15 protein-coding genes are annotated in these 13,022 nt (G+C 55.0%); 9 read left to right on the top strand and 6 right to left on the bottom strand.

The window, feature by feature from the left end:
• The first annotated feature begins 221 nt into the window (after positions 1-221).
• Complete coding sequence (locus tag RAL88_RS09870; RefSeq protein WP_306269166.1) at positions 222-431, top strand: cold-shock protein; 210 nt, start codon at positions 222-224, stop codon at positions 429-431.
• A gap of 97 nt (positions 432-528) precedes the next feature.
• Here the strand turns inward: RAL88_RS09870 and RAL88_RS09875 are convergent, their stop codons facing one another.
• The gene (locus RAL88_RS09875) at positions 529-1,008 is read right to left on the bottom strand and encodes an SRPBCC domain-containing protein (protein WP_306269168.1); all 480 of its coding nucleotides are present in this window, start codon (positions 1,006-1,008) and stop codon (positions 529-531) included.
• Positions 1,005-1,400 carry a helix-turn-helix transcriptional regulator gene (locus RAL88_RS09880; RefSeq protein ID WP_306269170.1) on the bottom strand — a complete coding sequence of 132 codons (396 nt, stop codon included), beginning with the start codon at positions 1,398-1,400 and terminating at the stop codon, positions 1,005-1,007. Before RAL88_RS09880 ends, RAL88_RS09875 begins: the two co-directional genes overlap by 4 nt.
• A gap of 78 nt (positions 1,401-1,478) precedes the next feature.
• On the opposite strand from RAL88_RS09880, the gene RAL88_RS09885 reads away from it, so the two are divergent.
• Together RAL88_RS09885 and RAL88_RS09890 are read left to right on the top strand one after the other, a co-directional pair.
• Entirely contained in the window at positions 1,479-1,871 is a 393-nt protein-coding gene (locus tag RAL88_RS09885; protein ID WP_306269172.1) for an SRPBCC domain-containing protein, read from the top strand.
• A 41-nt stretch (positions 1,872-1,912) separates the two neighbouring features.
• Complete coding sequence (locus RAL88_RS09890; protein ID WP_306269174.1) at positions 1,913-2,299, top strand: DUF1761 domain-containing protein; 387 nt, start codon at positions 1,913-1,915, stop codon at positions 2,297-2,299.
• A gap of 52 nt (positions 2,300-2,351) precedes the next feature.
• Here RAL88_RS09890 and RAL88_RS09895 read toward each other — a convergent pair whose 3' ends face one another.
• The gene (locus tag RAL88_RS09895; protein WP_306269176.1) at positions 2,352-3,527 is read right to left on the bottom strand and encodes an MFS transporter; all 1,176 of its coding nucleotides are present in this window, start codon (positions 3,525-3,527) and stop codon (positions 2,352-2,354) included.
• Positions 3,528-3,860: 333 nt separating this feature from the next.
• On the opposite strand from RAL88_RS09895, the gene RAL88_RS09900 reads away from it, so the two are divergent.
• Positions 3,861-4,847 (top strand): hypothetical protein, encoded by a 987-nt coding sequence (locus RAL88_RS09900; RefSeq protein WP_306269177.1) that lies wholly within the window; start codon positions 3,861-3,863, stop codon positions 4,845-4,847.
• A gap of 128 nt (positions 4,848-4,975) precedes the next feature.
• On the top strand, positions 4,976-5,587 hold the full coding sequence (locus RAL88_RS09905; RefSeq protein WP_306269179.1) for a MarR family winged helix-turn-helix transcriptional regulator: 612 nt from the start codon (positions 4,976-4,978) through the stop codon (positions 5,585-5,587).
• A 52-nt stretch (positions 5,588-5,639) separates the two neighbouring features.
• Here the strand turns inward: RAL88_RS09905 and RAL88_RS09910 are convergent, their stop codons facing one another.
• Both RAL88_RS09910 and RAL88_RS09915 read right to left on the bottom strand, forming a co-directional pair.
• Positions 5,640-5,933, bottom strand: coding sequence for a hypothetical protein (locus RAL88_RS09910; protein WP_306269180.1), 294 nt, complete (start codon positions 5,931-5,933; stop codon positions 5,640-5,642).
• Between the two features lie 146 nt (positions 5,934-6,079).
• Positions 6,080-7,423, bottom strand: a complete 1,344-nt coding sequence (locus tag RAL88_RS09915) for an 8-oxoguanine deaminase (protein WP_306269182.1) — start codon at positions 7,421-7,423, stop codon at positions 6,080-6,082.
• Between the two features lie 229 nt (positions 7,424-7,652).
• Between RAL88_RS09915 and RAL88_RS09920 the strand changes: the two genes are divergently transcribed.
• Complete coding sequence (locus RAL88_RS09920) at positions 7,653-8,591, top strand: HAD-IIA family hydrolase (protein WP_306269184.1); 939 nt, start codon at positions 7,653-7,655, stop codon at positions 8,589-8,591.
• Between the two features lie 26 nt (positions 8,592-8,617).
• On the opposite strand, the gene RAL88_RS09925 is transcribed toward RAL88_RS09920, so the two are convergent.
• On the bottom strand, positions 8,618-9,286 hold the full coding sequence (locus RAL88_RS09925; protein WP_306269186.1) for a GntR family transcriptional regulator: 669 nt from the start codon (positions 9,284-9,286) through the stop codon (positions 8,618-8,620).
• Between the two features lie 190 nt (positions 9,287-9,476).
• Between RAL88_RS09925 and RAL88_RS09930 the strand changes: the two genes are divergently transcribed.
• The 3 genes from RAL88_RS09930 to RAL88_RS09940 all read left to right on the top strand — a co-directional run bounded on the left by RAL88_RS09930 (position 9,477) and on the right by RAL88_RS09940 (position 13,022).
• On the top strand, positions 9,477-10,817 hold the full coding sequence (locus tag RAL88_RS09930; RefSeq protein ID WP_306269188.1) for a malonyl-CoA decarboxylase: 1,341 nt from the start codon (positions 9,477-9,479) through the stop codon (positions 10,815-10,817).
• Positions 10,810-12,330 (top strand): malonyl-CoA synthase, encoded by a 1,521-nt coding sequence (locus tag RAL88_RS09935; protein WP_306269191.1) that lies wholly within the window; start codon positions 10,810-10,812, stop codon positions 12,328-12,330. The genes RAL88_RS09930 and RAL88_RS09935 overlap by 8 nt, the downstream gene beginning before the upstream one ends.
• A 95-nt stretch (positions 12,331-12,425) precedes the next feature.
• A complete protein-coding gene (locus RAL88_RS09940) occupies positions 12,426-13,022 on the top strand; it encodes an NAD(P)H-dependent oxidoreductase (protein ID WP_306269192.1) in 597 nt (198 codons plus the stop codon).

Below are 13,022 nucleotides of genomic sequence, written 5' to 3' on the forward strand. Positions count from 1 at the left end.
CAGAGTGCTTCGAATCACCTGCTTTTGCAATTGTGCCTTGCTATTTCCACATTTGCCGCCTATTTCACCTGCATCGAAATTTGCCGATCAACTGGGTTACCCGCTCCGCCACTGACGGAAGCGCACGTTTCAGACTTTCTTCAAATTCGACAAACCGGACAATGGGTTGAGTGTTTTAATCCAAACTCCACGTGCTAACTGTTAGTGAAAAGGACAAAACTATGATCACAGGCACCGTAAAATTCTTCAATGACCAAAAGGGCTTCGGCTTCATCGAGCCAGAAGATGGTTCCAAAGACGTATTCGTACATGTCACCGCTGTAGAGCGTTCCGGCATGTCCGGTCTGACCGAAGGTCAGAAAGTACGTTTTGAAACAGATATCGATGCGCGCAACGGCAAAACTGCCGTCAGCACCATCGAAGCTGCATAATCAGACTCCGGCCTTTCGAGGCCTGTTCTGATATTTTTGAACCGCCGCTCTTTCAACAGGGCGGCGGTTTTTTGCTGGCCGCTGGAATGCTCTCATTTCATTGCTTACCGCGCGTGTCAGCCAGAAACAATTCCAGCCCGTCGAGACATCCCAGCCAGCCGATATTGTGATTGCTCTGCGTCTGGCGATCGGAAATATGGCTGTGCTCGACAATGATTTCGGTTTTTGCGCCTTTTGCTACGAACCGCACCGTCACGCGCTCGGCCGCATCGGGATCAAATTCAGGATCAGGGCCAGCCTGCCAGGAATATTCCACAAGGCGGGGCCGGTCGATCCGCAGGAACTGTCCGATAATCCAGATAATTGAACCGTCCGGCAGGAGATTGGCGATCCTGTAGCGCCCGCCGACACGCAGGTCGATGTCGCATTGCGGACAAGTAACATGGGACGGGCCCCACCATTGCAGAATCTGAGCTGCAGACGTCCAGGCCTTGAATGCCCGCTCCGCATCGCCACTGACCAGCCTGCGCACCAACAGCGACAGGGATGGCGAGGAAGGCTTCCGGCTCATGGTCATGATGTCCTGTCCTGGGTATTTTCGGCATTCATCGCATCGGCTTCGGCCTCAATGTCGAGATGAGTTTCCAGTGAATCCAGAACTTCATTCCAGAAATCGGTGTATTGCAGTATCCATTCGGAGGCATTTTGCAGAGCCTCTGAATTCAGTGAACAGACGCTGGTCCGACCGATATTTTCCCGAGTGATGAGTTGGGCATTTTCCAGGGTTTTCAGGTGTTTCGACACTGCATTCAGCGACATTTCGAACGGTTCGGCAAGCGCCGTCACTGTGCCGCTGGACTGTGACAGGCGCTGCACAATCGCGCGGCGCGTCGGATCTGACAGGGCGTGAAAGACCCGGTTCAGATGATCATCCCCATTCACAGAGGGAACCGATGCCTTCATTTTCATCTTGCAATATCCTCAACCATTTGGTTGAATATAACCATATCCGATCACGGAACCAGGATCAACAGTCAGGAGTGCAGCATGACCAGCCATATACACCAGGAGGTGTTCATCGCCGCAGAACCTGCCGCAATCTATGCCGCCTTCATGGATGAAAAACAGCATTCTGCCTTGACCGGCGGCCAGTCACATATCAGCCCGCAGGTTGGCGGTGAGGCCAGCATGCATGACGGCCAGATTCTGGCGCGAAACATTGAACTGGAACCGGGCCGCAAGATCGTTCAGGCCTGGCGTGTGGCCCCGTGGGAAGAGGGCAGCTACACATTGTTGCGCATCATGCTGTCGGCCGAGAATAACGGCACCCGGATTGTGCTTGATCAGACCGGATGTCCTGAAGACATGACCGCGCATCTGGCAAAGGGTTGGGAGACGCGCTACTGGACGCCGCTCCGCGCCTTTTTTGAAAATCGCTGAAATCTGCTATTCCAGCGCAGTGAAGGCTTGAGGGGACGATGATGAATGAATTGACCGATAATATAAACTGGCTTGCGGTGTTGGTTGGAACCATCGCCGGGTTTGCGCTCGGCTGGTTTTGGTATTCCCCATTTCTGTTCGGCAAAAAATGGGCGGAAGGATCGCGAGTGCAACTTGGTGACGCGTCCTCTATGCCGGTGGCTGCCATGGCTGTGCAACTTGTTGCGACCTTCTTCCTGGCATTGCTGGTCGGCGTAACTGCGGCGCAAAACGCTCTTTTGACAATCATCCTGATTTTGCTGACGCTGGCTGGGTTCGTTGTCTCCGGCGGCCTGTTCGTCCGCAAATCAGGTTTTGCAGTCATGGTAGATGGCGGCTTCATTCTGGTAATGGGCGCAGTGATGATCCTCATACAGGGAATTTTTTGAAGCCCTTTGCTATTTGCACAAGCTCATCTGCACTGCCTCCCCGGCTGCAAATTTACCGGCTGCCGCGGCCCCTGCGCAGGAAAATCCGGTAGCGGTATAAAAACAGAAACACGGCAAGCACCACACCTGACGCTATGAACAGCAGCATCATGCCCTGATTTTGGAACAGATCGAGCGTTGCCCCCGATGCAACCGGGCCGGCTATGCCGCCCAGCGTGTACAACATCGCGATGGCCGTCATGGCCGCCGGAATTTGTCGCGCACTTTGACTGCGCCCCGCTTCGATCACCGCCAATGTGTTGAGCCCGCCGGCAGCGCCGCCAAGAAAGAAAAGACCAATCAGCGAGACCAGCATCATGTCCGTAAACAGGAAAATAGCCACGCAACTCAGGACAATCGATGCGATACAGATCATCTGAGCCAGATAATAGCTCCAGCGGTCTGCGATATAGCCCAGACCCGGTTGCAGCAACGTGCCGCCAAACCCGAACGAACTGACCAGAACTGCACTTGTGTTCAATGAAAACTGCACGTTTTCGAAGTAAAGCGGCAGCAGTGCAATCGCTGAATTTTCGATGAAACCGGCAAAGAAAGCGGCCACCAGCGCTGTCAGAATGACCTGGATCAGAAAACGCTGCTGCGCTTGTGGCTGTGCGTCAGTTCCCGCCGCCTCCCTGACAAGACCGGAAGCTGTATTCAGAAATGCCAGTTGACCGGTAATCGCAATCCCGATGCAGATCCAGGTAACGGTTTCCAGTTGCGAGCCCACAAACAGCAGCGGTCCGAGGCCAATTCCCAGTCCCATCAGCGCTTCGTGCAGTCCGATCATGCGGCCGCGTATGCCGGGTTCACTGACATGCACCACCAGAGTATCACAAACGATCCAGCGGATGATCAGACCTAGCCCCATGGCAACCGAGGACACCAGTATCACCACCGGTGTTGACGACAGAACCAGAAGCACCAGACTGATCAGGGTAAAACCGAAGGCAATGGTGTTTGCCCGTCCTGTGCCGACGCTGGCAAGCAGGCGCGGCACAAAGGGGCCAGCGGCAAAAACCACGATCCAGGCAACTGAGACGAAAAGTCCGATTGCAAAATTGCTGACAGAGCTTCGCGACAGGAATTGCGAGATCAGGATTGGATAGGTTCCGACCTGAATGATCTGAAACAGCAGCGAACCGGAGAACAGGGCGATGGTTTGCGGCTTTGTTCCTCTGGCTTGCATCATATGGCTTTTGTGATCTCAACTAGAGCGCGAAAACTCGAAAATCCCGTATGGCGATTTGCGGGTTCGGGCCACTTTTCCAGCAGGTTTACGCTCATCACCGTCCCTGTAGCTACTAATTTTGTGCGCAAAACAGCCGGAAACCGGCATTTCTCCGGAAAATCAACGGTTCAGATGTTGTAAAAGCTTGGCTTTTCGCAGGATTTATGTACAAATTGAGTCAACTTTATATTAATTTCGTTGAAACTAGCACAACCGAAGATTGTTACATTGTGCGACCACCGCGCAACAGTTCAGTAAATTGTATGTAAAAGTGTGTATAAAGGGACAACCATGTCGCTGCCGTTAGTAGAGTTGAGTACCGCAGCAGATGTGGCCTACTCACCGGTTCCGGACCGGCCCAAAACCTGCCCCCACGATCGCAGAACGCCAGTCAATGGGCGCAAAGCGCCGCTCAATGGCCGCAAAACTGACGCTCAGATCGTCGAAGAAACCAAAGCCTGGATGACGCGGCAATTGCCATGTGTCGCCGGCCGGCGTGAATTGAACCGTGGCCGCTATATGGTCCGCGCTGCGACACGAGCGAGCGTTCCCGGCATCTTCGCCGACTTCAGGACGCAATTGGAACAGGGCAGCGCAGTCGCCTGTCTTTATGTGTTCAACGATGAGCGTTTCTATGATGGCCGCTCCCAGACGGCCGATGTATTTCATTTTCTGGCCAATCAGATGCAGGGCATCACCAATGTCTCAGCAGACGATCTGGCCCATGGCGCGGCCCTGACGAATTCCATCGAGTTGCGCTGTCCGGTAACCAATCAGCGTACGCTTTATGATGATTTCGAAAGCATCGCCTTCTGCCCCCAGTCCGGGGTCAAGGCAGACATGTTGTATGATCCGTTGATGTTTTCACCCTATCCGAGTGTCAATATGTCATCGGATGTATACGCCTTCTCGAAATTTGTCGCTGACAGCGCCATCAGCGCCTGGGGCAAACCGGTTTATCAGGAGACTGATCTTGCCCGGGTTGCAAAATTGTTTGCCCAATGCGTCGCCCGCTGGCAAAGGGTGGCGACCACAACCATCCGTAATTATGAAGCCCTGACCGACACGGCTATATGTCCCGTTCATGTGACGGATGACGAGAAATACTGGATTGCCTTTCACAAGGATCCGGCCTTTGCCGAGCAGAAGAAAGAAATCCACCGCCATGAACTGCCGATAGGCTATGGCACCAGAATAACCGACCGCTGGCTGCGTTATTTCAAGGGTGATATGGCCTTTGTGGCCAGTGGACTGGCCCGTGACGGGGAACCAATTTAATAACCATATTAGATGGTTTTACCGGTTACTCACTACCTTCGCATGCATTTCTGCTACACCTGCTCTTTACTTGAACTCCCACAGGCCGCAAAATCCGGGCCGTCGAGAGCAACCGCTAGCAGGGTATAATGCAGGTCGCGCAAAAAAGGGTAATTTCGGATTCATCCGATAAATTCGTCGAAAATGTTTTCGGCGTCTTCTCCCGTGCGCTCTGCGACAAGATGGATGCTGCTGTCCAGGCCGCTGTCAAACTCAGCAGTTCCGCCTGCTATTCAATTGTTCAGGTCGGATCGGAACCCAATTGTTCTATCGAAACACTGCGGCGGATGCTCGCGCTGGAGCATTCTTCGGTGGTGCGCCTCGTTTCCGGACTGGAAAAAAAGGGTTTTCTGCAACGCGTCCGTGGCACGGCCCATGACCGTCGTGAAGTCAGCGTGGTTCTGACAGAGGAAGGTGAGATCTGTTTCACCAGAATTCTCGAAGCCCGCGGCAGCGTCCTGAAAAAAGCTGTCGGCCGGCTCGACCCTGATGAACAGCATATCATGCTCAAACTGATCGGAAAAATGATGCCGGCGGTTGTCATCGGCGGCGATGATCAGCATTATGTCTGCCGATTATGCGATCTGGAGATCTGCCCGCAGGAGAAATGTCCTGTCAACCTCGCGCATCCGCAGTTTTATGAACTCCCCCCCGAACCGTTCAAACGCAAACGTCCCTGTAAAATTGCGGTCGTGAACTAGCAACTGTGTGGTTTGACCGATCGCGGCTGCAACGCACGACCGGTCCTGTCTCCTAGATATACTGCCTGATCAGGCCGGTGTGAACATTGATCATGCTGTCATCCTCAGACAATTCCTCAATCATGTTGAGCGAGAATTTGATCATCGCCGATCTGTCATCCTCATTCTTCGCCTGAAAGCCGACAATCTTGTCGAACAGCTTTCCGACAGCCCTGTCGGCCTCTCCCATTTTGTTTTCGGTAGTGTCTGAGTTCAGCATGTTTTGCAACGAAACCCGGTAGTTTCGAAATGCCTCTATCAATTCCCCAAGGCTGTCAGCTCTCGTCTCAATTTTTGTAAGCAACACGTGAAAGCCCCCAACTATTCTTAAAATCCTGCGGTGTTGAATTTATAAATAGTGGGGGTCAGGAATACAACGATTCAAATATTAAATGAGTATGTATGTAGTCTGCATACATCCAGCTTCTGCTACACAGGGAGGTGGAGCACGGTTCAGATTGTTTCCAGAAAGGCCCGGGCAGCAGCCCCGTGCTCATGGCGCAAACGGTCAATGTCTATCGCTACGGGGAGGCCATCCTCGACAGTCCAGCAGCCACCGATCATAACACGCTCGGCTGTATGAGCACCGCACAGCACCAGCCCGGCCAGCGGGTCGCCCGCTCCGGAAAATCGCAATTCGTCCAAGCTGTAAAACGCCAGATCGGCCTGCATGCCGACAGCGATCTTGCCGATATCCTCACGGCCGAGACATCTGGCCGAACCTTCTGTTGCCCAGCGATAACAATCCTGATGCGTCACCGACGCCGCATCATAAGTCAGGCGGTTAATCATCAGCGCGTGGCGCAGGCTTTCCATCAAATTGGAATTATCATTCGATGCCGAGCCGTCGACACCGAGACCCACAGGCGATCCGGCGGCTTCTAACTCCTTTGTCCGGCACTGCCCGGAAGCAAGCGTCATATTTGAAGTCGGGCAGTGACACACGCCAACGCGGTGCCTGCCCAGACGCTGCACTTCCTCATCATTGAAATGAATTCCGTGAGCCAGCCAGACGCGATGATTGAGCCAGCCGACATCTTCCAGATAGTCAACCGGACGCATGCCGTAATTGGCCACGCAATAGGCGTCTTCATCCAGTGTTTCCGCCAGATGCGTATGAAGCCGGCAATCATGCCGTTCCGCCAGCGCAGCGCTTTCCGTCATCAGCCGACGCGACACGGTGAACGGCGCGCAGGGTGCCAGGGCAACGCGAAACTGCGACCCGTGCGATGTGTCGTGATAGCGATTGATGACCCGCTCGCAATCACTCAGGATGGTATCTTCATCCTGCACCACACTGTCGGGCGGCAGACCGCCATCCTTGACACTCAGATTCATCGAGCCGCGTGTCAGCGTCATCCGGATACCCAGCTTTTCCGCCTCTTCCACCTGGATATCCATGGCGTCTTCAAGCCCGCCCGGATAGAGGTACTGATGATCTGACGCGCAGCTGCAACCGGACATCATCAACTCGGTCAGCGCCAGCCGCGTTGCCAGACGGAAGGCATCAGGCTTCACGTTTTGCGCCCATATCGGATAGAGCGCCTGCAGCCAGGGAAACAATTCCTTGTTGATCGCCGCAGGATGCGCGCGGGTCAGTGTCTGGAAGAAATGATGATGCGTGTTGATCAGACCGGGAATGACCACATGCCGGGAGGCGTCGAACACTGTCGCATCCGGATCGGCGGGCGTGCCTCCGACGGGCACCAGCTCCGTTATCCTGCCGCCATCAACGACGATTCCGGCCGCAGCCTGGTCCGCCAGAATTGCCAGAGGATTTCGGATCCAAAGTGCCACGGTCAAAACTCCCTGGTGTCAGCAAACACCCGTCCAGACCAATCATTTCGCTAGAAGAATTGAAAATGCGGTCTTAAATTTCCGCTGCAGGCCTGTACCGGAAATGTATGCGGCATACCGCAGGTCTTGGCAATAAGCTGTCATATCTGCAGCGGAGCACTGGAATGAATTGAATTTTCAATTCTGCCGCCCTATGAAAACTGCTGCCCCTCCTGTAAAGCAGCTTGCCATGACCCAGATTATATCCACCCGCGAAGATGCGTTCCCGGATCTTACAACTGCTCAGGCCTTCAGCTTTTACCAGAGCGTGCGGCATCGTCTGCCGCAGGCCAGCTTCCCGGACAGATCGGGATTTGCCGACAATCTGGATGGGTTGGCGGACAATTTCGATGTCTTCGTGTTTGATGCTTACGGCGTTCTCAACAAGGGAGCTGACGCCGTGCCAGGTGCAGCGGCACGGATAGAAGCACTGCAGGAAGCCGGCAAAAAGACCTTTGTCCTGACCAACGGGGCCAGTCTGACAGCGCCGAAGACACAGCAGAAATTCCAGCGCATGCAGATGCCGTTTCAGCTTGAAGAAATTGTGCCCAGCCGGCTGGCTGCGGAACGCGCGCTGCTCGCCCATACCGAAGTTACCAATTGGGGTGTGGTTTCAGAATTTCCCGTGGCAGAGGACGAATTGCCGGTGCGCTTCTGCAAGCTGGGTGAAGACCCGGACGTCTATGATGCTGTCGACGGGTTCCTGTTTCTCAGCGCCGTCGGCTACACCCTGGATAAATTCAAATATCTGCGCCAGGCTTTGACGAAGAAGGCACGGCCGCTGATTGTCGCCAACCCGGATGTTGTGGCACCGCAATCCGGTTTCTTTTCTCTGGAGCCCGGATTCTTTTCCCACACGCTTGCCGATGAGTTGGGCATCAACCCGGAATTTCACGGCAAACCGTTTCGCTCGGTTTTTGAAATTGTCATGGAACGCCTGCCCGAGCGGATCGACCCTTCACGGATTGCCATGATGGGCGACACTTTACATACCGACATATTGGGCGCGGCAGCGTTTGGCTGGAAAACGGTCCTGGTCACCGATCACGGCCTGTTTGCTGGCGAGGATGCCGGAGCTTATATCCGACAGAGCGGCATTGTCCCTGATTTCATCATTCCGACGATTTAGATCGCAGTGAAAGTCTTTGAATCCGGCTACCCGGCGCGGCTTGCCGGCTGCGTCTGGTAGCTCGCCATCAGATCGTGGAATTTTTCACCCTGAATGGCGACATGTTCGCGCAGCACGCGGCCGGCAGTTTCCGCATCGCCAGCCTCCAGAGCCGACAGGATGTTGCGGTGTTCGTCCATCGACTGGCGCATCCGTCCCCGAACCCGTAATTGCAGCCTGCGGAACGGTTGCAACCGCCGGTGCAGCCGTTTGGCTTCACTGATGAGAAAACTGTTTCCGCTGGCCTCATAGAGCAAATGATGAAAGGACTCATTGGCCCTGTAATAGGCATCTGTATCGCCGGTTTTAAGAGCGTCGGTGCAGGTTCGCTCGGCCTCTTTCAGACTGTCCAGCGCTGCATCGGTCAGACGCCGTGCCGCCAGACGGCCGCACAGCGCTTCAAGCTCCGCCATCACTTCGAACATTTCCAGAAGTTCGACAAAGCCGGGATGCCGGACAAACGCGCCGCGGCGCGCAATGAGTTCCACCAGGCCGGAAGCTGCCAGCATCTGAAGCGCTTCGCGGATTGGCGTGCGCGACACTGCGAACCGGGTGGAGAGGCTGTTTTCATCAAGCCGCGCGCCATCATCATAGGCACCGGTGAGAATAGCCTGCTCCAGTTCTTCCCGGACATGGTCTGCTGCGCGTACTGACATTCGGCAAGCTTAGCAGTTTCCTAATTATGCAACAAGATTATTGTTGTATACAAAAATATTGACTTCGCATGCATACGCGATATCCTGCCGCCAGGCTTACCTATCACTCCAAACCGACAGATATCAAAGCAGCCAAACCAGTGTCTGCTCTGCCGGGAGGCAAAGCCATCGATCCACGAAAGGATAATTAATGCCCCGTTCCGGTTTTTTCCAGGATCTTCTCGGCTCCGTGTTCGAACGCAGCAAGGTGTTGCGCTCGATAAATGACAATCGTCCGATTGATGAGCTTTGCGCTGCTCTGCTCTCTAACCGCGGCGAAGTCTCAGCCCGCAAGATCGGCACAGCTTTACTGGCCCGCTATGAGCGTCTGGATACTGATCAGAAAGCTGCATTCTTCACCTATCTCAATGACAATCTGGATGTCGATGTAGCGACAATCCAAGCCGCCGCCCAAGCCTATGGTGAGGATCAGAGCCCGGCCAATCTTCAAACTTTGTTGCGGGCGTCGGAACCCAAACGCCAAATATTGCTGCGGCGGCTCAACCAGGTCTCGGATGCGACCGGCCGCATTGTCAGCATGCGGCGGGACCTGCTGGCAATGCTGCGTGACAAACCGGTTCTGCGCCGGTCTGATCTTGATTTTGAGCATCTTCTGTCATCCTGGTTCAACCGCGGATTTCTGGTTCTGAGGCAGATTTCGTGGGAGACGCCGGCCAATATTCTGGAAAAGATCATCGAATATGAAGCCGTGCACGCCATCAATGACTGGTCCGATCTGCGCGGCCGGCTGGAGCCGGAGGACCGCCGCTGCTTTGCCTTTTTTCATCCCTCCATGCCCGATGAACCCTTGGTATTCGTGGAAGTCGCTTTGACCAGGGGCATCCCGGAATCTATCCAGTCGGTCCTGTCAAAAACGCGCCCTTCCCAGTCCAGCGACGATGCCAATACCGCGGTGTTTTATTCGATCTCAAATTGCCAGGCTGGCCTGCGCGGCATTTCCTTCGGCAACTCGCTCATCAAACAGGTGGTGGATGATCTGTCCGTCGCGCTTCCCAATCTGAAGACCTTCGTCACCCTGTCGCCTGTTCCCGGTTTCGCAAAATGGCTGAAGCAAGCGGCAATTGACAATCCGGATCATCCCGGACGGCAGTTATTTGGCCCGGAACCTGATCAGGAACTGGCTGAACAACTTGCGGCCTATTATCTCGCTAAAGTCAAAAGAGACGATGCCGCACCGGTCGATCCGGTGGCGCGGTTCCACCTTGGCAACGGCGCTCAGCTGCATGCCATTCTGACGGCTGCCGATCAATCCACCAAAGGCAAGCAGCAAAGTCTGGGTGTGATGGTGAATTATCTCTACCGGCTCAGCCGCGTCGAAGCCAATCATCAGGCGTTTGCAGAAAACGGAACCGTTGCGCTGAGTTCGTCCGTGTCGGGTCTGGCCCAGAAAGCAGAAAAGCTGATCGCTCAATCCGAACCGGCATCCTTGGATGAAGACGACGCCAGCAAACAGAGACCGGCCAATGGGTAATGCGCTCTATGATGGTCTTTTTGCACCACATCAGGACCGGCACTCTCCGTTTCTCATAAACCGGAGCGGAGATATTGTAACGCATGACGCCTTCCTGAAACTGGCAGCGCGCTTTGCCCACACACTGGTCGCACAGGGTGTGCGCCCTGGCGACCGCGTCGCTCTCCAGATCGCCAAATCAACCGAGGCTCTGGCGCTGTATGCCGCCTGCGTTCAATGCGGCGCGGTCTATCTGCCCCTGAATATTGCTTACACGCCGACGGATCTTGCCTATTTTGTTGAAGACGCCACGCCACAACTAATTCTGTGTGATGACGCATCCTATGATGATGTGCGACCGATTGCTGCCGTGTCGGGTGCCAGTCTGATGACCCTTGATGCAGATGGCACCGGTTCGTTTGCCGATGCGGCATCAAGCGCCCCGGAAACTTTTGCCACCGTCCCGCGTGCCGGCACAGATCTTGCCGCTTTCCTCTACACCTCAGGCACCACAGGCCGTTCGAAAGGCGCGATGCTGAGCCACGATAATCTGCTGTCAAACGCACAGGTTCTCAAAGACATCTGGGAGTTCACCGATCGGGACCGGCTGCTGCATGCGCTGCCGATTTTTCACACCCACGGCCTGTTCGTTGCCACCAATGTCGCTCTGCTTGCCGGCAGCAGCATGGTCTTTCTGCCATCGTTCGACACGGATGATGTCATTGCCGCTCTGCCGCAATGCACAGCGATGATGGGCGTGCCGACTTTTTATACAAGGTTGCTGGGTGATCCCCGTTTCAACACAGCTCTGGCTGCGCATATGCGGGTGTTTATTTCGGGGTCCGCACCGTTGCTGGCAGACACCCACAAAGAATTTGAAGAGCGTACAGGCCACCGCATTCTGGAGCGTTATGGCATGACGGAAACCAATATGATCACGTCAAATCCCCTGCATGGCGAGCGTCGCGCTGGAACTGTCGGTTTTGCCCTGCCGGGAATTGACCTGCGCATTGCCGATCCTGAAAGCGGCACACCCCTGCCCGACGGCGAAATCGGGGTGGTTGAATTGAAAGGCCCGAATGTGTTTCAGGGCTACTGGCAAATGCCGGAGAAAACCCGGGCGGAATTCCGCGACGATGGCTATTTCATCACCGGCGATCTGGCGGTGATTGACGAAGCCGGTTACCTGCGGATCGTCGGACGCGCCAGGGACCTGATTATTTCCGGCGGCTACAATATTTATCCAAAAGAGGTGGAATTGCTGCTCGATGAACAAATCGGTGTAAAGGAATCCGCCGTTTTCGGCGTTCCTCACCCAGATTTTGGCGAAGCGGTGGTCGGCGTCATTGTTGCGCACAGCGAAGCCGTGCCGGACACAGCTGCCCTCATGGCCGCAATCAGCGGCAAGATTGCCCGGTTCAAACAGCCCAAACATCTGTTCACCGAGGCAGAGCTGCCGCGCAACACGATGGGCAAAGTCCAGAAGAATATTCTCCGCGAGCGCTACAAGTCGGTATTTTCCAAAGCAACCTGATACGCTCCGGTAATTGCATGGAACCGCATCCTGGCGCATAAGATGCCCAAGGGCCTGTGCCCCGGAATGCAACGCAATTTCTTCCGGCATGCAATATGAAATCACTGGTGGTCTACTGTCATCCCTGCCCCGACAGTTTCTCGGCGGCCATGAAACAGACAATCATGGCAGCCCTGGCGGCAAGCGGCCATGAAGTGCGGCTGATCGATCTGTATGATGAAGAATTTGACCCGGTGATGAGCGCGCCGGAGCGCCGCCGTTACCACGATGCCGGTGCCAATGAGCAGCCCGTCAGGGATCACATCGCCGCAATCCGCTGGTGCGATACGCTGGTGTTTGTCTATCCAACCTGGTGGTATGGATTACCGGCCATGCTGAAAGGCTGGCTTGACCGGGTCTGGGTGCCTCATGTGACCTTTGTCATGCCCACCGCCACATCACCCATTCGCCCCAACATGCAGCATATTCGCCGTCTGGCTGCTGTGACCACTTGCGGCGCACCGTGGAGCGTTTCCAAACTGGTTGGTGAGCCGGGTAAGAAAACTATTTTACGGGGAATCCGGGCCCTGTGTGCACCTGGCTGCAAGACGCTTTATCTGGCCCACTACAAAATGGATACAGTCAGCGAATCCGCTCTGAAATCCTATCTGTCCAGAATTGAGCGCAAGATCTGCAAATTCGCCCGCGACTGA

It is taken from the genome of Pararhizobium sp. IMCC3301, from assembly GCF_030758315.1.
In the GTDB taxonomy this organism is placed as follows: domain Bacteria; phylum Pseudomonadota; class Alphaproteobacteria; order Rhizobiales.

Bases quoted from the DNA above. Each gene is read 5' to 3' on its own strand.
- RAL88_RS09940 (WP_306269192.1), top strand. From the start codon at position 12,426: ATGAAATCACTGGTGGTCTACTGTCATCCCTGCCCCGACAGTTTCTCG.
- RAL88_RS09930 (WP_306269188.1), top strand. From the start codon at position 9,477: ATGCCCCGTTCCGGTTTTTTCCAGGATCTTCTCGGCTCCGTGTTCGAA.
- RAL88_RS09885 (WP_306269172.1), top strand. From the start codon at position 1,479: ATGACCAGCCATATACACCAGGAGGTGTTCATCGCCGCAGAACCTGCC.
- RAL88_RS09875 (WP_306269168.1), bottom strand. From the start codon at position 1,008: ATGACCATGAGCCGGAAGCCTTCCTCGCCATCCCTGTCGCTGTTGGTG.
- RAL88_RS09880 (WP_306269170.1), bottom strand. From the start codon at position 1,400: ATGAAAATGAAGGCATCGGTTCCCTCTGTGAATGGGGATGATCATCTG.
- RAL88_RS09935 (WP_306269191.1), top strand. From the start codon at position 10,810: ATGGGTAATGCGCTCTATGATGGTCTTTTTGCACCACATCAGGACCGG.
- RAL88_RS09925 (WP_306269186.1), bottom strand. From the start codon at position 9,286: ATGTCAGTACGCGCAGCAGACCATGTCCGGGAAGAACTGGAGCAGGCT.
- RAL88_RS09870 (WP_306269166.1), top strand. From the start codon at position 222: ATGATCACAGGCACCGTAAAATTCTTCAATGACCAAAAGGGCTTCGGC.
- RAL88_RS09900 (WP_306269177.1), top strand. From the start codon at position 3,861: ATGTCGCTGCCGTTAGTAGAGTTGAGTACCGCAGCAGATGTGGCCTAC.
- RAL88_RS09890 (WP_306269174.1), top strand. From the start codon at position 1,913: ATGAATGAATTGACCGATAATATAAACTGGCTTGCGGTGTTGGTTGGA.
- RAL88_RS09920 (WP_306269184.1), top strand. From the start codon at position 7,653: ATGACCCAGATTATATCCACCCGCGAAGATGCGTTCCCGGATCTTACA.
- RAL88_RS09895 (WP_306269176.1), bottom strand. From the start codon at position 3,527: ATGCAAGCCAGAGGAACAAAGCCGCAAACCATCGCCCTGTTCTCCGGT.
- RAL88_RS09905 (WP_306269179.1), top strand. From the start codon at position 4,976: ATGCAGGTCGCGCAAAAAAGGGTAATTTCGGATTCATCCGATAAATTC.